This window comes from Tistrella mobilis, from assembly GCF_041468085.1.
Taxonomy (GTDB): Bacteria; Pseudomonadota; Alphaproteobacteria; order Tistrellales; family Tistrellaceae; genus Tistrella; species Tistrella mobilis_A.
The window spans coordinates 3,997,619-4,016,678 of the sequence record NZ_CP121017.1 but is presented as its reverse complement, the minus strand read 5'-3'; the positions used below and the strand labels follow the sequence as shown (position 1 = coordinate 4,016,678).

The 19,060-nt window shown below is 68.2% G+C and carries 20 protein-coding genes and 1 riboswitch; of the genes, 10 read left to right on the top strand and 10 right to left on the bottom strand.

The genetic code is table 11. The features are described 5' to 3' along the window. Positions 1–8 precede the first annotated feature (8 nt). A complete protein-coding gene (locus P7L68_RS23655; protein WP_372002212.1) occupies positions 9–785 on the bottom strand; it encodes an FCD domain-containing protein in 777 nt (258 codons plus the stop codon). Positions 786–914: 129 nt separating this feature from the next. On the opposite strand from P7L68_RS23655, the gene P7L68_RS23650 reads away from it, so the two are divergent. From P7L68_RS23650 to P7L68_RS23635, 4 genes are all read left to right on the top strand, one after another. Then, positions 915–2,066, top strand: a complete 1,152-nt coding sequence (locus P7L68_RS23650; RefSeq protein WP_372002211.1) for an alpha-hydroxy acid oxidase — start codon at positions 915–917, stop codon at positions 2,064–2,066. A 102-nt stretch (positions 2,067–2,168) separates the two neighbouring features. Beyond that, positions 2,169–3,086 (top strand): oxaloacetate decarboxylase, encoded by a 918-nt coding sequence (locus P7L68_RS23645; RefSeq protein WP_372002209.1) that lies wholly within the window; start codon positions 2,169–2,171, stop codon positions 3,084–3,086. After that, on the top strand, positions 3,083–3,439 hold the full coding sequence (locus P7L68_RS23640; RefSeq protein WP_372002207.1) for a hypothetical protein: 357 nt from the start codon (positions 3,083–3,085) through the stop codon (positions 3,437–3,439). The genes P7L68_RS23645 and P7L68_RS23640 overlap by 4 nt, the downstream gene beginning before the upstream one ends. Before the next feature lie 154 nt (positions 3,440–3,593). Beyond that, on the top strand, positions 3,594–4,820 hold the full coding sequence (locus tag P7L68_RS23635; RefSeq protein ID WP_372002205.1) for an ABC transporter substrate-binding protein: 1,227 nt from the start codon (positions 3,594–3,596) through the stop codon (positions 4,818–4,820). A 6-nt stretch (positions 4,821–4,826) separates the two neighbouring features. Here the strand turns inward: P7L68_RS23635 and P7L68_RS23630 are convergent, their stop codons facing one another. Together P7L68_RS23630 and P7L68_RS23625 are read right to left on the bottom strand one after the other, a co-directional pair. Continuing rightward, entirely contained in the window at positions 4,827–5,216 is a 390-nt protein-coding gene (locus tag P7L68_RS23630; RefSeq protein WP_372002203.1) for a hypothetical protein, read from the bottom strand. Positions 5,217–5,270: 54 nt separating this feature from the next. After that, positions 5,271–6,122 (bottom strand): PepSY domain-containing protein, encoded by an 852-nt coding sequence (locus P7L68_RS23625; protein WP_372002201.1) that lies wholly within the window; start codon positions 6,120–6,122, stop codon positions 5,271–5,273. 137 nt (positions 6,123–6,259) lie between these two features. Here P7L68_RS23625 and P7L68_RS23620 point away from each other — a divergent pair, with 137 nt between their 5' ends. From P7L68_RS23620 to P7L68_RS23610, 3 genes are read left to right on the top strand one after another with little or no spacing between them, the layout of a single operon-like run. Next, positions 6,260–6,637: a PepSY domain-containing protein gene (locus tag P7L68_RS23620; protein ID WP_372002199.1), complete on the top strand. Its 378-nt coding sequence runs from the start codon at positions 6,260–6,262 to the stop codon at positions 6,635–6,637. Continuing rightward, positions 6,634–7,299: a response regulator transcription factor gene (locus P7L68_RS23615; protein WP_372002198.1), complete on the top strand. Its 666-nt coding sequence runs from the start codon at positions 6,634–6,636 to the stop codon at positions 7,297–7,299. The genes P7L68_RS23620 and P7L68_RS23615 overlap by 4 nt, the downstream gene beginning before the upstream one ends. Continuing rightward, a complete protein-coding gene (locus P7L68_RS23610; protein WP_372002197.1) occupies positions 7,296–8,723 on the top strand; it encodes a sensor histidine kinase in 1,428 nt (475 codons plus the stop codon). Before P7L68_RS23615 ends, P7L68_RS23610 begins: the two co-directional genes overlap by 4 nt. A 4-nt stretch (positions 8,724–8,727) precedes the next feature. Here the strand turns inward: P7L68_RS23610 and P7L68_RS23605 are convergent, their stop codons facing one another. Next, positions 8,728–10,293 carry an AMP-binding protein gene (locus P7L68_RS23605; RefSeq protein WP_372002196.1) on the bottom strand — a complete coding sequence of 522 codons (1,566 nt, stop codon included), beginning with the start codon at positions 10,291–10,293 and terminating at the stop codon, positions 8,728–8,730. 58 nt (positions 10,294–10,351) lie between these two features. After that, on the bottom strand, positions 10,352–11,581 hold the full coding sequence (locus P7L68_RS23600; RefSeq protein ID WP_372002195.1) for an ABC transporter substrate-binding protein: 1,230 nt from the start codon (positions 11,579–11,581) through the stop codon (positions 10,352–10,354). Positions 11,582–11,770: 189 nt separating this feature from the next. Here P7L68_RS23600 and P7L68_RS23595 point away from each other — a divergent pair, with 189 nt between their 5' ends. Beyond that, positions 11,771–12,319: a MarR family winged helix-turn-helix transcriptional regulator gene (locus P7L68_RS23595; protein ID WP_372002194.1), complete on the top strand. Its 549-nt coding sequence runs from the start codon at positions 11,771–11,773 to the stop codon at positions 12,317–12,319. Positions 12,320–12,326: 7 nt separating this feature from the next. Here P7L68_RS23595 and P7L68_RS23590 read toward each other — a convergent pair whose 3' ends face one another. The 3 genes from P7L68_RS23590 to panC all read right to left on the bottom strand — a co-directional run bounded on the left by P7L68_RS23590 (position 12,327) and on the right by panC (position 15,580). Next, complete coding sequence (locus P7L68_RS23590) at positions 12,327–13,034, bottom strand: extensin family protein (RefSeq protein WP_372002192.1); 708 nt, start codon at positions 13,032–13,034, stop codon at positions 12,327–12,329. A gap of 81 nt (positions 13,035–13,115) precedes the next feature. Beyond that, positions 13,116–14,528, bottom strand: coding sequence for a hypothetical protein (locus P7L68_RS23585; RefSeq protein ID WP_372002189.1), 1,413 nt, complete (start codon positions 14,526–14,528; stop codon positions 13,116–13,118). 149 nt (positions 14,529–14,677) lie between these two features. Further along, positions 14,678–15,580 (bottom strand): pantoate--beta-alanine ligase, encoded by a 903-nt coding sequence (gene panC, locus P7L68_RS23580; protein WP_372002187.1) that lies wholly within the window; start codon positions 15,578–15,580, stop codon positions 14,678–14,680. Between the two features lie 239 nt (positions 15,581–15,819). Between panC and P7L68_RS23575 the strand changes: the two genes are divergently transcribed. Next, a complete protein-coding gene (locus P7L68_RS23575; RefSeq protein WP_372002185.1) occupies positions 15,820–17,070 on the top strand; it encodes an MFS transporter in 1,251 nt (416 codons plus the stop codon). 3 nt (positions 17,071–17,073) lie between these two features. Here P7L68_RS23575 and P7L68_RS23570 read toward each other — a convergent pair whose 3' ends face one another. Beyond that, entirely contained in the window at positions 17,074–17,478 is a 405-nt protein-coding gene (locus P7L68_RS23570) for a hypothetical protein (protein ID WP_372002183.1), read from the bottom strand. A gap of 56 nt (positions 17,479–17,534) precedes the next feature. Continuing rightward, positions 17,535–18,101 carry a 6,7-dimethyl-8-ribityllumazine synthase gene (locus P7L68_RS23565; RefSeq protein ID WP_372002181.1) on the bottom strand — a complete coding sequence of 189 codons (567 nt, stop codon included), beginning with the start codon at positions 18,099–18,101 and terminating at the stop codon, positions 17,535–17,537. A gap of 122 nt (positions 18,102–18,223) precedes the next feature. Next, positions 18,224–18,405, bottom strand: a riboswitch (FMN riboswitch). A gap of 103 nt (positions 18,406–18,508) precedes the next feature. Here P7L68_RS23565 and P7L68_RS23560 point away from each other — a divergent pair. Beyond that, entirely contained in the window at positions 18,509–19,060 is a 552-nt protein-coding gene (locus P7L68_RS23560) for a D-glycero-alpha-D-manno-heptose-1,7-bisphosphate 7-phosphatase (protein ID WP_372002179.1), read from the top strand.

Genomic DNA, 19,060 nt, shown 5'->3' with positions numbered 1-19,060 from the left:
GCGCGGCGTCAACCGCGCCGGGTGATCCCGCCGCCGTCCAGCCGGCGCAGCGAGGTGGCGAGCCGTGCCTCTGCCGCGGCGATCTCGCGAAGCGCCCGATGGACATAGCGGATATGGGCCTCTGCCGCGGCTTCGGCCGCGGCCGCATCACCCGCAAGCACCGCATCATGGATCGCATGATGCTGGGCGCGCAGCGCCTCGCGGGTTTCAGGCCGGCGGAACATCGTCTCGCGATTTTCCATCACCCCCCGGCGCAGAAGACCGGTCAGCGCGCGCATCACCTGCATCAGCACCAGATTGTGCGAGGCGTCGTACAGCGCCAGATGCAGGGCGACATCCGCCGCCGCCTCCGCCGGTTCGGGGCCGGTTTCATGGGCACGATCGATCGCGGCCATCGCCTCGCTGATCCGTGCGCGGTCGACGCCATTCGCCCGCTGCGCCGCCAGGCCTGCAGCCATACGCTCCACCGTCACCCGGAATTCCAGATAATCGTCGACCACCTCGCCATGATCGGCCATCAGCGCGATCAGGGGATCGATGAAACCGCTGCCCAGCGGTGCCACCAGCCGCCGCCCCTGATCGGTGAGGATCAGGCCGCGGGCTTCCAGCAGTTTCAGCGCCTGGCGCAGAGTCGGGCGCGAGACGCCCAGCCGCTCGGCCAGCTCCCGCTCCGGCAGCAACGGATCGCCGGGGGTGAGGGCCCCCTCCAGGATCAGCGTCTCGATCTGCCGGGCGGTCCGTGCCGCGGCGCCGTCGGCGGCCGGCTTCCCCTCGTCCTGTTCCATCACGTCCGTCCTCTCGCGCCAGGCGGCGGCTCTTGTCGTTGCGTTTTTGGTAAAATGAGTTTACCAAGATATCGGTTCTGGTTCTCTTATACGACCGGCAGGCCCGGCCGTCACCCCGTGGAGAGTGCGATGCGCCTTGCCGACTGCCATAATTTCCACGATTTCCGTCGCATGGCCCGCCGCCGCCTGCCGGGGCCGATCTTCGACTATATCGATGGCGCCGCCGATGACGAGGTGACGCTGCGCCGCAATACCGCCGCTTTCGATGACTGCGATCTGGTGCCCCGGGTGTTGCGTGGCGTGGGCGAGGTCGACATGTCGGTGACGGTGATGGGCCAGAAGCTGGCGATGCCGGTCTATTGTTCGCCCACGGCGCTGCAGCGGTTGTTCCATCATCAGGGGGAGCGCGCGGTTGCCGCCGCGGCGGGGAAGTTCGGCACCATGTTCGGCGTGTCCTCGCTCGGCACCGTCAGCCTGGAAGAGGCGCGGCGCATCTCCAGCGGCCCGCAGGTCTATCAGTTCTATTTCCACAAGGATCGCGGCCTGAACCGGGCGATGATGCAACGTGCCCGCGATGCCGGTGTCCAGGTGATGATGCTGACGGTCGACAGCATCACCGGCGGCAATCGCGAACGCGACAAGCGCACCGGTTTCGCCATTCCCTTCCGGTTGAACCTGGCCGGGATCACGCAGTTCGCCGTCAAGCCGCGCTGGGCGATCGAGCACTTCACCCATGAGCGCTTCCGGCTGCCCCAGCTGGACGCCCATGTCGACATGGGTGGCGGCACCATGTCGATCAGCCGCTATTTCACCGAGATGCTCGACCCGTCGATGACCTGGGAGGATGTCGCCGGCATGGTGCGCGAGTGGGGCGGGCAGTTCTGCCTGAAGGGCATCATGTCGGTCGAGGATGCGAAGCGGGCGGTCGAGATCGGCTGCACCGGCATCGTGCTTTCCAATCATGGCGGCCGTCAGCTCGACGGATCGCGGACCGGCTTCGACCAGCTGGCCGAGATCGTCGATGCCGTGGGTGACCGGATCGACGTGATGATGGATGGCGGTGTTCAGCGCGGCACTCATGTGCTGAAGGCCCTGGCGCTGGGGGCGAAGGCGGTGGGGCTGGGCCGCTATTACCTCTTTCCGCTGGCAGCCGCCGGGCAGGCCGGGGTGGAACGGGCGCTGGAGTTGATGCGGATCGAGATCGAGCGCGACATGAAGCTGATGGGCTGCACCTCGGTCGATCAGCTGGGCCGCGACAGCCTGCGCTTTCGCCGGATCTGACCACGGGGAACGAATTGCCCGGGCCTGATCGCTGGCAGGTGCCGCCCTCCTGCGCTATACCGTTGAAGGAGCGTCGAAACAGAACCGACTGGCGGTACCCATATGCGTCGTACCTCACGCTTCCGGGCCCTCGTCGAGGCCCCGGAGATCCTGGAAATGCCCGGCGTGCAGGATGCGCTGACCGCGCGCATCGCTGCCGAGGCCGGCTTCGAGGCGGTGACCTGTGGTGGCTATGCCTCCACGGCGGCGCTGATCGGGGAGCCCGACACCTCGCAGCTGTCGATGCGTGAACTGGCGGATCACTACGCCCGGATCTGCGACGCGGTCGATGTGCCGGTTTTTGCCGATGCCGATACCGGCTTCGGCAATGTCACCAACACCCGCCGGGCGGTACGGGCCTATGAGCAGGCGGGGGTTGCCGGACTGTTCATCGAAGATCAGGTCTTCCCCAAGCGCTGCGGTCACATGGCCGGCAAGGCGGTGGTGCCGGTCGAGGACATGGTCGCCAAGCTGCAGGCGGCACTGGACGCACGGCGCGACCCCGATCTGGTGATCATGGCCCGGACCGACGCGCTTGCCGTGGAAGGGATCGAGGCTGCGATCGACCGCGCCTGCCTTTATCGCGAGCTGGGTGCCGACATGGTTTTCGTCGAAGCGCCGCGCACGGTGGAGCAGATGCGCCGGATCTGCGCTGCGGTTCAGGCGCCGCTGCTTGCCAACAACATCGAGGGCGGGCTGACCCCGATGCTGACCGCGACCGAGCTTCAGGAGATCGGCTATGCCGTGGTCACCCATCCGGTTGCCCTGACCTATGCGGTTGCCAAGGCCGCGCGCGACCTGTTTGCGACCTTGCGCCGCGACGGCATCACCACGGCCTTTGCCGATCGCATGCTCGATTTCGACGGCTTCAATCAGCTGGTCGGGCTGCCCGATCTTCGGGCGCGCGAACAGGCCTATCTCGACCAGGCGGCGCGGGTGGTCGCGAACCGCCCATATCCGGATCAGGAGAGCGGAGAATGACCGGTCATTCGGACAAGCCGTCGACGGGACGGCGGCGTTTCCTTGCCGGGATCGGAGCCGGGGCCGTCGGCGCGGCAATGCTGGCGGCGGGCCGCCCGGCCGCAGCCTTCACCGTGGAGCCCGCCACCGGCACGGCAGGGGCGGTGCTGGAAAATGCGCTGGCCGAACAGCGTCGACATCTGGCGTTCCGTGCGGAAGTGCGCGCCGAGATGGTCCGCCAGGGTGCCACGCCCGAGCGCATCGAACAGGCGCTGGCGCTGATGGACTGCCCGCTATGCGGCACCAGGCTCGGCCCCGACAGCATTTCGGCGCTGCCGGCATCGGAACGGGGCGAGGACACCGCCCGGGGGTGAAAGACCTCCCGGGCCGCCCCGGCATGCTTCGTGCCATAATTTACAAGTTTTATTAGTTGAATAAATATTGATTTGACGGACATCGACGTGAAATCGTATGAACCGCCCTGCGGAATTCCGGAGCGGGTCCGGACGCATGCGGGGGTACATGGTCATGACGAATTTCGGCGTGCGTGCGGCAGTGACGGCCGCGCTGGTGGCGGCGGTGCCGGCAGTGGCCGCCGGGGATGACGCAATCTCCGACGGGGTGATCAAGATCGGTGTGCTGAACGACATGTCCGGCATCTATGCCGACATGGCCGGCCGCGGATCGGTGATTGCCGCTGAAATGGCTGCCGAAGAGTTCGGCGGCGCGATCCGGGGCAAGCCGATCGTGATCGTCTCGGGCGATCATCAGAACAAGCCGGATGTCGGCGTCACCCTGGTCAATCGCTGGATCGACGAGGAACAGGTCGATGTCATCGCCGACATCCCGACCTCGTCCGTTCTGCTGGCGGTGCAGGAGATCGGCCGTCAGAAGAACCGGCTGGTGCTGGCCTCGACCGGCGGCTCGTCGGATTTCACCGGCAAGGCCTGTGCGCCCACCGGCATCCACTGGACCTACGACACCTATGGTCTTGCGGTGGGTACGGGCCTGCCGCTGGCCGATCAGGGCCCCTGGTATTTCCTGACCGCCGATTACGCTTTCGGCCATGCGCTGGAGCGCGACACCACGGCCGCCATCGAGGCTGCGGGCGGTAAGGTCGCAGGCGGGGTGCGTCACCCGCAGGGAACGTCGGATTTTTCGTCCTTCCTGTTGCAGGCGCAAGGATCGGGTGCGCGGATGATCGGCCTTGCCAATGCCGGCGCCGATTCGGTGAACGCGATCAAGCAGGCGGCGGAGTTCGGCCTGTCGGCATCGGGCATCAAGCTTGCCGGGCTTTATCTCCACATCACCGATATCCATGCGATCGGGCTGGAGACCGCCCGGGGTCTGATCATGACCCAGGCCTTCTATTGGGATCTGAACGACGAGACCCGTGCCTGGTCAGAACGGTTCTTTGCCCGCCACGGCGCCATGCCGACCATGGGTCAGGCCGGTACCTATTCCGCGGTCCGCCACTATCTTCAGGCGGTGAAGGACGCCGGCACCGATGCGACCGATGCGGTGAACGCGCAGATGCGTGCGACGCCCGTGAACGACATGTTTGCGAAGAACGGCCATATCCGGCCCGACGGTCGCATGGTCCATGATCTGTATGTGCTGGAAGTGAAGGCGCCGGCCGAGTCCACCCGGCCCTGGGATTATCTGAAGCTGATCCGCACGGTGCCGGGCGACCAGGCCTTCCGGCCGCTCGACCAGGGTGGGTGCCCCCTGGTGGATGGCGCCAGGGCCGGCTGAGTCTGCTCAGGATCTGCCCCGGCCCCAGCCGTCGCGATCCCGGTCCCGATCGCGGTGGTGGCGCCGGTCGTCATCCCGGCGGTGACCGCCTCTGTCCCAGCCATCGCGATCCCGGCGATGGTGGTGGTACTCGCCGGGCCGGGGCCCGTGATGCCGGGGTGGCGTTACCGCCCGCACCGGTGGCCGGGGCACGTAGATCACCCGCGGTGGTGGTGGCGGCGCATAGCCGTAGCGGGGCGCATGGTAGACCCGCGGCGGCGGATCGCCATATCCCCAGCTGCGTCGTTCGTGGGGAACGCAGGCGCCGAGCAGCAGGGCTGCCGCCGCGATGGTGATCGCGACGGCAGCCGGACGGCGTCTGTGGGATGCCGGACGGGCAGGGTGTGGGTCCGACATGGGATTGCCTCCTCGGGCAGGGACTTGCGGGGGCAGGGGCTTGCGGGCGCCGGATCAGTCGTCGCGGCGTTCACGCAGGATGTTCAGGGTCAGAGGGTCGATCTCAAGCTCGACGCGCTGATTGCCGCGGGCGACGGCGTCGACCTCGATCAGCCCGTCATCGATGCTGACATCGGTGATGGTCGCGTATCCCCGGTCGCTGAGCATCCCGGCAAGGGCCGGCAGATCAAGCGCGATGTCGGGGCGGCGGTCATCCTCGTCGCGGCGTTCACGGATGATGTCGTAGCCGCGCGGATCGATGTGCAGCTCCACCTGCAGCCCGTCGCGAGAGACGGCTTCGGCCGAGATGTGGCGGCGCTCCAGGTCGACATCGGTGATCCGGGTATATCCGGCGGCTGCCAGCCGCTCGCCCAGGACCCGGAGATCCAGTTCGGCGACCGGACGCGGGCCGGGGCCGTCATGGGCCCGGTCGTGGCGGGGGCCGTGATCGCGATCCCGTTCGGCCTTTTCGCGTTCCTTGCCGCCCCAGGGCGGCGGGCCGTCGGCAGGGCGAACGGTGAAGCTGCGGCCGTCATCCCAGGTGATGGTGCTGGCCTCGAAATTCGGACCGTCGACCCGGCCGGTGACCGTCAGCCGGTCGCCTTCCTTCACGCCCACATCGTGGTACCAGTGGGGGCCGGCATGGACCAGCACCTTGCCGCTCGGATCCTCCAGCACGAAATCATTGCCCCAGACCCCGCTGACCGTGCCCGAAATCGTGATGTCGCGGTACTGGTCGAGCTGGCCGATCGGGGTGTCGAGCGCCCGGGCCGGGGCGGCGGGCAGGGTGGCCGCGATCAACCCCAGTGCCGCGGCCCCGAAGGTGGCTGCGGCGATCGGGCGGCGTCGCGTCGTCCTGGCGGTCATGTCGTCACTCCTCTGGTTCTCTCCACACGCCCGGCTGCGGCGTGTCTCGATGGCTGCATCATGGCAGGATGGCCCTCGCCGGAAACTGAACGGTCCGTTCATGCGCCGTTCATGGAAGATCAGGCAGGATCCCGCGCATGCGCGTGACCCGTCTTCTTCACCACCTGCGCCGCGTCTGTGCCGCCCTGGTTCTTGCCGTGCCCGTGGCGCTGACCCTTGCAGGCCCGTCTCCCGGCCTTGCCGACCCGCCCGGCGATCGCAGGGCGTTGCGCGAAGCCGTGCGTGAAGGCCGGGTGGTGCCGCTCTCGCGCATCATCGCCTGGATCGGCGAGCGCTATCGCGGCCGGGTGATCGAGGCGGAACTCGAACGCGATGACGATGACGACGACGACATGATCTATGTCGTCGACCTGTTGACCGAGGCCGGAACCGTGCTGAAATTCCGCTTCCGGGCCTCGGATGGCGCCTTCCTGGAGGTTGCCGGCCGGGGGATCGAGGCTGCGAGGATCCGATGAGAATTCTGCTCGCCGAAGACGACGCCGAACTTGCCGACCGGCTGAAGAAGGTGCTGGTCGAGGCGGGTTTCACGGTCGACATCGCGGTCGATGGGACGCTCGCCGAATATCTGGGCCAGACCGAAACCTATGATGCGGTGGTGCTGGATCTGGGCCTGCCGGGCATGAATGGGGTCAGCGTGCTGCAGCGCTGGCGAGAGGACGGGCTGGACATGCCGGTGCTGATCCTGACGGCGCGCGGCCGCTGGTCGGAAAAACAGGCCGGCTTCCATGCCGGTGCCGATGACTACATGACCAAGCCCTTCGAGATGGGCGAGGTGGTGCTGCGCCTTCATGCCCTGATCCGCCGGGCTTCCGGCCATGCCGCGGCGGATCTGCGTTGCGGACCGCTGGTGCTCGATACCCGTGCCGGTCGATTCCGGATCGACGGTGCCGGGCTGGATCTCACGGCCCAGGAATACCGGTTGCTTGCCTATCTGATGCACAATCAGGGCCGGGTGGTCGGCCGGAGCGAAATCGTCGAGCATGTCTATGAACGCGATGCCGACCCGGATTCCAATGTCGTCGACGTGCTGCTGGCCCGCATCCGCCGCAAGCTCGACCAGCCGCTGATCCGTACCGTGCGCGGGCGTGGCTGGGTGCTGGAGGCGGGCGCCAGTTGAGCGAGGATCCGGCCTTCGCGCCCCCGCCCCGTCGCGCCGGCTCAATCGCGCTCCGCCTGGCTGCGGCGGCCCTGGTCTCGACGCTCATCGCCGTCACCGCCGGCGGATTTGCGCTCTCCCATGCCTTCCATCGCTCGGTCGAGGCGGCGTTCGATCAGCGGCTGGAAGCCCTGCACCGGGCGCTGGTCGCCGCGCTCAGGGTGGGCCGTGACGGCAGCATCGGCCTCGACCGCGGGCTCGGCGATCCGCGCTTCGATCAGATCTTCTCGGGCTGGTACTGGCAGGTCGAGGATGTCGGCCAGGAGGGCATGACCGACGAGGTGGTGCTCGCCTCGCGCTCGCTCTGGGATCAGACACTCGACGTCGCCGGCACACCGGGTTCGGGCCCGGTGGCGGTGCGCCAGATCGTCGACGGCCCCACCGAGGGTGTGCCGCTGCGTCTGGTGGCCCGGACCATCACCCTGCCTGATCACAATGGCCCGCTAGTGGTTGCGGTGGCCGCCGATGCGGCCGAAATCGGACTGGAGACCCGGCGCTTCGACCGGTTGCTGATCCTGATGCTGGGCGGGCTGGTGCTGGTCGCGACGCTGCTGACGCTGGTTCAACTGCGCTGGGGGCTGGCGCCGCTCCGGCGGCTCTCGGGCGATCTGGATGCGATCCGTGCCGGCCGGGCCGCCCGGCTCGATGAACAGCGCCCGCGCGAGGTGCTTCCCCTGGTCCGGGCGATGAACGGCGTGCTCGACCATGATGCCGAGGTGGTGCGTCGGGCCCGCGCCCAGGCCGGCAATCTCGCCCATGGGCTCAAGACCCCGCTGACCCTGCTTTCGGCCGATATCGCCGATCTGCCGGAGGAGCGGCGTGCGGCGGCGCGCCGGCAGATCGATGCCATGCGGCTGATCGTCGAGCGGCATCTGACCCGCGCCTCCGCCGCCGCCAATGCCGCGGTGATCGGAGCACGGACGCCGATCGCCCCGGTGGCTGCGGACATTGCCCGCAGTCTGGAGCGGATGTTCGCCCGCCGCGCCCCGTCCGTCACCATTGCGGTCGATCTGGCGCCGGATCTCGATTTCCGCGGTGAGCGTCAGGATCTGGAGGAAATCCTGGGCAATCTGATGGAGAACGCCTGCAAATGGGCTGCCGGCCGCGTCCGGGTGAGTGGTGCGGCGATCGGCGACGGCATGGTTCTGGTCGCGATCGAGGATGACGGCCCGGGGCTGACCCCCGATCAGGCCACCGCCGCCCTTCAGCGCGGGCGGCGGCTGGATGAGCGGGTGCCCGGATCGGGGCTGGGGCTCTCCATCGTCTCGGATGTGGTCGAGATCTATGGCGGCACGCTGGTGCTGACGGCAAGCGACGGGCTGGGCGGTCTCGCCGCCTGGGTGACGCTGCCCCGGGCGGAAGAGACCGGCCGGCGCCGCCGCTAGATGGTCAGACCAGCCGGTCGCGCCCGCTCCAGAAGCGGTCGCGGACCGCCCGTTTCAGGATCTTGCCCACCGGGCTGCGCGGCAGCGCGTCTTCGAACAGCACCGATTTTGGCGTCTTGACCGGGCCGAGCTTCGACCGGCAGAGGGCGATCAGCTCTTCCGCCGTCACTGCGGCGCCGGGAACGGGCTCGACCACTGCGGTCACCGCCTCGCCCCATTTCGGGTCGGGAACACCGATCACCACGCAGTTTTGCACCGCGGCATGGCCCTGGATCACGTTCTCCACCTCGGCCGAATAGACGTTGAAGCCGCCGGTGATGATCATGTCCTTCTTGCGGTCGACGATGTAGACGAAGCCGTCCGCATCCATCCAGCCGACATCGCCGGTATGGTGCCAGCCGAACTGGCTGACCTCCTCCGTCGCCTCGGGACGCTTGTGATAGCCGGCCATGACCAGATCACCGCGGACCACGATCTCACCGCGCTCGCCCCTGGGCACGATATTGCCGTCGTCATCCATGATCTCGACCCGGGTCAGCAGGGTCGGACGTCCGCAGGAGGCGAGGCGATGGACGAGGGCGGGATCGGCTGCCGCCGCCGCATGGTCGGCGGGTGACAGGAAGGTGCAGAGCATCGGTGCTTCGGCCTGGCCATAGGTCTGGGCCATCACCGGGCCGAAGACCCTGATCGCCTCGGCGAGTTTGTCGGGCGCCATGGGCGAGGCGGCATAGATGAAGTGGCGGAGGGAGCTGTAGTCGAAATCGCGCAGTCGCGGATGGCCGAGCATGCCGTAGATCACGGTCGGCGGCAGGAAGAGATCGGTAACCTTCTCGCGATCGATCGCCTCCATCACCTCCAGCGGATCGGCGCGCTCGATGATCACCACCCGGGCACCGGCGGCAAGGGCGGGGAAGGCCATGGCGCCGGCGGCATGGGTCATCGGGGCTGCGACCAGATAGACCGGACGCTCGACCGGCGGCATGGCGGTGTGGGTGATCGCGATCAGGGCCGTCCACACCCCCTCGGTCAGCCGCACGGCCTTGGAGCGGCCGGTGGTGCCGCCGGTGGGGAAAAGGGCGGCCAGGCGGTTCGGATCGGGGCGCAGATCCGGGACCGGCAACCCCTCCGCCCGGGCCAGCAGATCATCGAGTGAGAGGGCACCCTCAAGCGGGCCGTCGATGCAGATCACGTCTTCCAGCGTCGGGACCGTCTCGCGGATCCGCGGCAGGTATCCGGCGAAGCTCGAATGGATGAACAGCGTCCGGCAGTCGGCGGTGCCGAGGAAGTCGATATTGTCGTCGGCATGGCCGCGGGCATTGATCGGTGCCCAGACCCCGCCCGCACGAACGCCGCCGAGCAGACAGGCGAAGGCGAGCGCATGATTGGGGCTCCAGACCGCGACGGTGCCGACCGCTGCCGGATCGCCGCCCGCCCGGGCAGCGAGGGCGGCGGCGATCCGGCGGGTGAGGTCCCGGGCTTCGGCATAGGTGAGGCTGTGCCCCGCCGAAACCAGGGCCTCACGATCGGGAGCGATGGCCGCCCCCCGATCGAAAAAATCGATGATGCGCATGGGGGCGGTTCCTTCCCGGTTTCTTATTGTGGGCCTGGTTCCTGCTGCGGAACCGGGATCACTTGACCAGAGGGCAGCCGCCCTTGTCGAGGGGGCGGAAGGCCTCGTCGCCCGGAATGGCGCGAACCACCTTGAACACGTCGCCGCGGGCCTTCGACTCCGACGACGGCTTCACCTCGGTCAGCAGCATGTCGTGGATCATCAGCCCGTCGGCGCGGACCTTGCCGCCCTTCACGAACAGATCCTCGACCGGCATGTCGCGCATCCTGGCCGCGACCTGATCGCGGGCATCGGTGCCGGCAGCTTCGACCGCCTTCAGATAGTGGTTCACCGCCGAATAGACACCGATCTGCAGCGAGGTCGGCCAGGTGCCGTGCAGCTTCGCGAAGCGCTCGCCGAAGGCCTGGGTTTCGGCATTCAGGCTCGCCTCATAGCCGTTGATCGCGGTCAGGCCCTTGAGGTCGTCGGCGCCGATCGCCAGCACGTCGGTATTGAAGAACAGCATGGCGACCATCTTCTGGCCCGAGTCGGCGAGGCCGAATTCCTTCGCCTGCTTGAGCGCGTTGACCGTGTCGCCGCCGGCATTGATCAGCGCCACGGTGTTGGCGCCCGAGCCCTGGGCCTGCAGCAGATAGGACGAGAAGTCGGGCGTGTTCAGCGGATGCTTGACCGAGCCTGCGATCTTGCCGCCGGCCTCGGTGATCGCCTTGGTCAGATCGCCGGCCAGGGCCTCGCCGAAGGCATAGTCGACCTGAACCAGGAACCAGTTGTCGCCGCCTTCCGCGACCGTGGCACGGCCCAGCGCGTTGGCGACCGAATAGGTGTCATAGCTCCACTGGAAGCCGTAGGGAGAGCAGGCGTCGCCGGTGAACTTCGACACGCCGCCGCCCGAGGAGACCAGGATGCCGTCCTTGTTGCGGACGATTTCCTGCAGCGCCAGCAGCACGCCCGAATTCGGCACGTCGAAGATGGCGTCGACACCCTCGACATCCAGCCAGCGGTTCACGGTCGACGAGCCGATGTCGGCCTTGTTCTGGTGATCGGCCGAGACGACCTCGACCGGCTTGCCCAACGCCTTGCCGCCGAAATCTTCCACCGCCATGCGGGCCGCGACCACGGCGCCTTCACCGGTGGCGTCGGAATAGGGGCCGGAGCGGTCGTTGAGGATGCCGATCTTCACGGCACCATCGGCACCGGCCATGGCCGGGGCGGTGAGGGCGAGGCCGGCGGTACCGGCCAGCAGGGCCGCAGCCATCAGGCGGGTCAGCGGGGTCTTGAGCGCGATCATCCTTGGGATCCTCCCGGGGTCGGTGACGCATGCGGTCTTGCGCGCCGCATCAGTCGGTTCTGGGATGAGAGACTATCAGCTGATCATAGTAACACAATAATATTGTGCTATTAGGATTGAAACATGGGTCGCTTGACCCCGGCACCCGGCGGGACGCAGGATGTTTCAAAGCCCCCAGCCGGAGCCCCGATGTCAGACATCCCGCGAGACCCGTTCAGACCGGACCTGCCCGAGCGCGCGCCCCTCGGTGACCTGTCGGATACGACCGCCGCCGCCCATCGGGTCGCGCAGCTGTTCTTTTTCGCCCATCGTGGTTTCACCGGCGATGCCGACAGCTTCCTGCGCGAGCACGGGCTCGGCCGCGCTCATTACCGGGTGCTGTATTTCGCGGCCCGGCTGCCGGGCATCACGGTGGGGGAGCTGCTGGACATCCTGGGGATCACGGCGCAGGGCGTGGCGCGGGTGTTGAACCGGCTGCTTGATGACGGGCTGTTGCGCCAGGAAACCGACCGCGGCGACCGCCGGCGCCGGCGGCTGTATCTCACCGATGCCGGCGTCCGGATGGAACGTGCCGCCTTCGCCTGTCAGGAAGCGGTGATCTCGGCCGCGATCCGGGCGGCGGGGCCGGGACATGCCGACGACTTCTCGACCATCATGATGGCGCTGGCCCGGCCCGAGGACCGGCCGCTTCTGGCGCGGGTGATGGCGGCAATCGGCGAAGGCGACGGCGGCAGCTGAGCGCCGGTCAACGGCAGATGGTCCAGCGCCCCATGTCCAGATGGAAGTGGTCGCGATGGGCCGCGTTGTAGTCTGGGCCGAGCACGCCGCGAAAGACCTCGCAGGCGCCGTCGCGCAGGTCACGCAGGAAGGCACGCTTGCGCGCATCGTCGCCCGACCAGTCGTGCGTCAGGCTGATGCGGGTTCCGTCGGCGAGCACCATGCCGGCAATGTCGATCGCATTGGCGGTGGCATGCTGGCTGGGGGTGCTGCCGCCCCGGACCGGGCGGCAGGCATAGGTGCCCAGATGATCGATCCGGGTGACCCGGCTCGCGAAATGGCGGCGGGCGGCGGGTTGCAGAACGTGACGCTCGAAGATCGACCAGGCGACCATCAGCGGACAGCTGGCGGTGAAACCCGACGAGAAGCGCGGATCTCCGGCGTTACCGACGCGGACGGCGTTTTCGAACCCGCAGGTTTCGGCGGTCTGCCGGTCGGGCACCGGCGTGAAGGACAGCGGCCCGGTCTTAAGCACCGTCAGGCACTGGTCCGGTGCGTCCTTCAGCCGGGCGATCTTCCAGCCGGTCAGCAGGTTCGGGGCGTCGGCGATGACCGGCGGAGCGAAAGGGTTCCAGCGATCCGGAATGCGGATCAGCCCGGCGGCCAGAGCGAGGCCGGCACCGGCCAGCCCCAGGCCGAGGATGAGCGGCAGCGGATGTACACAGAGGCGGCGCATGGGGCGTGACATAGACCGGGTGGCAGCCGGTGCCAAGTCGCGACACCGATTGCTCACGCCGGGAAGTCCCGGCCGACAGGTTCAGGCCGTGCGGATGGTGTGGCTGAGACCCGGCTCGGGGAGGTGATGGGGGATGCCAAGGCTTGGAGGGATTGCATCGCCCCGTCCCACGGCCTCACCACAGACCGTGTGCGCCTTGATCCGGCGGGCCTCGTCGAGACGGTTGCCGTCGGTCACGTCCGAGACCTGAAGGGTGAGGCGCGCGCGCTGGATTCTGGCAGACATGGCTGCCAGTGCCGTTTCCGCCGGACGCGGGTCGAAACTCTGGCAGATGCCCGCCACGCCGGCGTCGGCGAAGCGCTGGACGTCGATGGTATTCACGGGAATGGCGGCAATCACGCCCCGCGCGCCGGTTCGCAGGGCCAGGGTGATCTCGGACAGCAGTCCTGGTGAGACGTCGGACGGGCAATTGATGATCTTGATCATCAGGGCGCGCTGCACGGCGGCCGGCAGTTGTCTCAGATGGGCTGCATAGAGGCTTCGCCGGCCGGCGGCAGCGACGGTGTCGAAATGAAGGGGGGCGACCACGATGGTGCTCATGGCCTGATGCAGCCGCAGGGCGAGATCACGAGCAGCACGACTGAGGAGCCGGTGGTCATATTCGGCGACAAGTTGTGCCGGTGGGTTCGGTCCCAGAAGACCATGATCCGTCATCGTACCCAATGGATCGGTGTGCTCGATGCGCAGCAGGCCAGCGGCGATCGTTGAACTGCGGAGGGCGACCACCGGCAGGTATCGTACCACCGGCTTCAGGGCCGGCAGATCGGGGATCTCGAACACATCGAAATCAGGGACGGCGCGATCCGCCGTCGTGGTCCACCACCGCATGGCGATCCGGGGCCGGGGGGCTTCGGATATTCCGGGCGGGGCATTGTCCGCCGGCTGCGGGTCGTCGGCGGGATCGGCTGATGGCAGCGGCCGGAAGGTGAGAGAACCGTCCGTGGTCTGAGACAGATGACTCAGTTCCGGTGCCGGAGCGATGGCACCGTCACCGAAGACGAACCTGGTGGCATCGGCCGCTGCCCGTCTCAGGGCGAGCCATGCGGCATCGGGTGACAGTCCTGGGGCGACGATCAGGAACACCTCCGGCCCGTGCGAAATAATCAGCGCGCCGTCTCCCAGAGAGCGCCGCAGGGTGGTCTGGCATCCTTCGCGGATCCTGCGGGCATGTGCCGGCCAGTCCGTTCCGAATTCTGCACGTATTGGGCCGAGGTCGAACCGCATGATTCGGGCGGCCATGTCGGGGCCGCCCCGCTTGACCAGTTTCACCAGTTCCGTCGTGACCAGATTAAATGTTCTATCATCGTATGGGGACGATATCCGAGCCTCTTCATCCGCTGCCTGTGACGATGCTTCTTCAACCTGAGAATAATCTTCAGAAGAAAGCAGGCGTTTCAACCTTAGGGCAATCTGAGACAGTCCTGTGACGCGCATGGGCTTACCTCCGCTAGCGAGGCTTATTCTTGTTTCCGACTCATCCCTGCTGTGAGCGGATCTAGCGCGAGTGTAATTGCACCGCCGTTGTCATAAGAAGGAAAAGATACCAACAATGCCGGATAATTGTTATGTATTAATCACTTTATCTATGTGACCGGGATGTTGTCGATCAGCCGGGTGTTGCCCAGCCGGGCGGCCACCAGCAGCCGGCCCGGGCGGTCCGCTGCCGGTGCCCGGTCCAGCGGGGCCAGGGTTTCGGCGTCGACCAGATCCAGATATTCCACCCGGCCATAACCGAGATCGGCCAGCTCTGCACGGCCGCGGGCGAGGGCGTCACTCACCGCGCCGGTATCCTCGGGGCCTGCTGCCAGAATTGCTGCGGCCGTATCGTGCAGGACCCGGTTCAACGCTTCGGCGGCCGGGCGCTCGCGGGCGTCGAGATAGACATTGCGTGACGACCGGGCGAGGCCCGAGGGCTCGCGGCTGGTGGGGGCGCCCACGATCTCCACCGGGATGTCGAGATCCGTCACCATCCGGCGGATCACCTGCAATTGCTGCCAGTCCTTCTCGCCGAACACGGCCACATCAGGGCCGCAGCCGATCAGCAGCTTGGCGACCACGGTCGCCATGCCGTCGAAATGGCCCGGGCGCCAGGGGCCGCACAACCCCTCGGTCAGCCGGGCGACATGGACGGTGGTGGCGGCGTCGGGGCGATACATGTCGCTGACGGCCGGCATCCAGGCAAGGTCGACGCCCCGCTCCGCCAGCCGGGCCAGATCACCGGCCTCGTCGCGGGGATAGCGGTCGAAATCTTCCCCGGGGGCAAACTGGGTAGGGTTGACGAAGATGCTGACCACCACGCGGTCGGCCCGGGCGCGTGCGATGTCGATCAGGCTCAGATGGCCGTCATGCAGGGCGCCCATGGTCGGCACCAGGGCGATGCGGGCGCCCTGGGCGCGCCAGCGCAGCACCCGGCCGCGCAGGTCGGCGCGATCATGGACGACATCGACGGCCTGTCGAGAGGTGGCGGCGAGGGGGAGGGATGACATGGCGGCTGCGGTCTCCTCTGGCGATCACGGCGGGCGCCTCTTCTTTGGTGGAGGCGCGTGACCGGCAAGCTAGCCTGTTGCGGTGCAGCACGCGAGTCTTTTCCATCATGAGGGAAGTATGGTCCACCACCGGGGAACCCGGCTGCGGATGCGAGGGCTATTGCGCGAACGGCGTAATGACGTCAGCATAAAATTTATCATGGGTTGATTATCGTCCTCAGGTGATCAGGGGATCCTCCATGCCGGGACCATCCTCCGCCGCTTCCACATCGGCCTCTGCGTCCCCGCCCTCAGGGGCCGTTCCGCGCCATGTCCTTCGGCTGCTGGGGGCGGCGGTGGCGGTGATCGGGGCGGGGCAGGCCATCCAGGTCGCCATCGTGCCCGGGCTGATCGCCGCCACCGGCGTCGACGCCGCCACGCTTGGTCTTCTGGTGGCCCTGGGCGTGCTGCCTTTCATGGTCGGAGCACCGCTCTGGGGGCGGCTGAGTGATCGTTTCGGCCGCAGGCCGGTGCTGCTGGCGGGGCTCGCGGGTGCCGCCCTTGCCCATGCCCTGTTCGCAGCCGCGGCCGATCTGCTGGCGGCGGGGCATATCAGCCACGGTACCGGGATTGCGATGATGGTGGTGTCGCGCCTGATCTTCGGTGTGGCAGGTTCGGCAATCTATCCGGTTGGTCAGGCCTGGGCCGTGGATCTGGCGGGGCCCGAACGACGCCTGGCGGCAGCCGGTGCCCTGGCCGCGGGGTTGAGCGTCGGTCGTCTGGCCGGGCCGGCGGTGGCGCTGGCCCTGCTGATGGTCGGGCCGGTGGCACCGCTCTGGGGGCTGTCGGCGATCGGTGCCGCATCGGCCGTGCTGGTGGTGGTGGGGCTGGGCGGTGCCGCTGCCGCGGCCGGACGCGGCGGTGTTGCCGCCGCAGCCGGGCGTCCGCCACGTGCGGCGGACGGCATGATGCGGCCTTTCCTGGTGATCGGCATCGGCACCTTCGCCATGGCCATGATGCAGTTCGTCTTCGGCCTGCATGCCATGGCCCGGCTCGACATGGCGGCGCCCGTGGCATCGCAGCTGGTGGCCATCGTCATGGCGGCGGCAGCCGTGGTGATGCTGGGGGTACAGACCCTGGTGCTGCCGCGGCTCGGTACCCGGCCGGCGCTGGCGGCACGCGCCTGGGCTGTCGGGCTGGTGCTGCTGCCGGTGTCGATCGCGCTCGGCTGGTGGGGCGGGGCGTGGTGGGCCTTCGTCGCCTCTGCGATGCTGACCGGCGCCGGCATGGCGGTGGTGGTGGCGATGCTCTTCGCCCGGGTCACTGCCGATCCCCGCCTGCGCGGCACCCGAGCCGGGTTGTTGAATTCGGCCCAGACCGCGGGCTATGCCGCAGGATCGGCCGTGGGCGGTCTCTACGCCCTGGGGGCGGAGCTGCCCTTCGGCGTTGCGCTGGCGGCACTGCTGGTGGCCGTCATTGCGGGCTGGCGCCTGCCGTCCCGCCCGTCCTGAACCCTATTCCCCCACGAAGCGGCAGACGAATCCCGGCACCTCGGGCGTGAAGGCGATGGTGGCATCGATGTCGCAGGCCGCGGCTGCAATATTGCCGGCAGCCGTCCAGTCGGGATAGGCGGCATAGGTCCGGTCGGCCTTGGCGGCGCCGGCCGGGGCGTTTGCGGCATAGGGAACATAGCCACGCAGGGGATGGCCGGCCTTGCAGGTCCGCGCCAGAAGCTTGCGGACGGCGGCGGCGAAGTCGCCATCCTGCGCAGCGCCCCGTGTGGCGAGCGCATTGGTGCGATCCACATCCACCCAGCAGACCGGATCGGCGGCCTGAACCCCGCTCGTGAGGGCGAGCAGGGTGGTGGCGACACCTGCGGCCATGGCGGCCTGGCGCAGGACGAACGGTTTGTGGCGCATGGGATCTCCGCAATGGTTCGACAGGGCCCGCCCCGTCTCCGGGGCGGGCCGGCAGGTCAGGCGGCGTCGGCCCGGGGGGCGTCGGCCCGGGGGGCGTCTGGCCGGGCGGCGTCCGGCCTGGCGGCGTGGTCGCCCAGCCGGTCGCGCACGGCCGGGGTGGCAAGGCAGGCCTCGGCGGCCTCTTGCCCCTTGGTGGTCATATGGCCGGTGAAGAAGGCCTGATGGACATCATGCTCGTGGAAGTGATGTGGTGTCAGCACCACCGAAAACACCGGCATGCCGGTGTCGAGCTGGACGCGCATCAGCCCCTCGATCACTGCGCGGGCGACGAAGTCGTGGCGGTAGATGCCGCCATCGACCACGAAGCCCACCGCGATGACGGCCACATGCCGGCCGGCTTCCGCGATGCGCTTGGCCTCCAGCGGGATTTCGAAGGCGCCGGGCAGGTCGATCACGTCGATGGCCGCAGCGGGGATGCCGCGTTCGGCCATGCGGTCCGTAAAGCCGTCGACGGCGCGATCGACCAGATCGGCATGCCAGCGCGCGCGCAGCACGGCGAAACGCGGCGTGATCTCGTCGTTCTGGCCGATCGTGGTGGGGGTGGTCTGACTGATCTGATTCATGGCGGTCCTCATTCAGGATACCGGTTTGCCAGAATCAGGGCGCACGGGGAAACGCCCCTTCGGCCGCACGGGCGGCCCGGGCATGTAGACACGCCGCCGCCCGTCCCGCCGGGGACGCGCCTCTCCGTTCTCTTCCATCCGGACTGTGACCGTCGGCTCCGGCTTCGCACCGGATCTGCTGACCCCGCCATCGGTTCCGGCCGACCGGCCGCAAACCTCTGGCGGGCGCTCGCGGGCTCGCAGCCGGACCTGGGCCCGTCTGCATACCGCCGGTGGGGACTTCCACCCCGCCCCGAGAACGTATCGTCCGCCGCCAGCCTTGCGGAAGGGCGCGGACCGCCTCACCATACGCGCGCCCTGCCGCTTACGGCAACCCCCTCCGATCACGCCGCCGGAGACGCTTCCCCATGCCGGAGACTTCCCCCCGTCGCTATGCCCTGCTCGACCGCGACGGTACCATCAATCGCGACACCGGCTATCTGGCCGATCCGGCCGGTTTCGAGCTGCTGCCCGGGGCGCTGGCGGGCCTGAAGCGGCTTGTCGCCGCCGGTTTCGGCCTGGTGGTGGTGACCAACCAGTCCGGCATCGCCCGCGGCCTGATCCGCCCCGAAGCGCTGGAGGCGATCCATGCCCGGATGTGTGATCTGCTGGCGCCGCACGGCATTCGCTTCGACGCGATCGAGATCTGCCCCCACGGGCCCGACGCGGGCTGCGACTGCCGCAAGCCGTTGCCCGGCATGGTGCGGCGTGCGGCGGCCCGGCTGGGGTTCGATCCGGCCCGGGCGGTGGTTTTCGGCGACAAGCCGTCGGATATGGGCCTGGCCCGCGCGGTGGGGGCCATGGCCGTGCTGATCGGAGACGAGGCGGCGGCCGGGGCGTCGGATCCGGCACCCGATCTCTGGGCGCCGGATCTGGATGCGGCGGCGCGTCTCGTGATTGAAAACGCGCGGCCGGTCTGA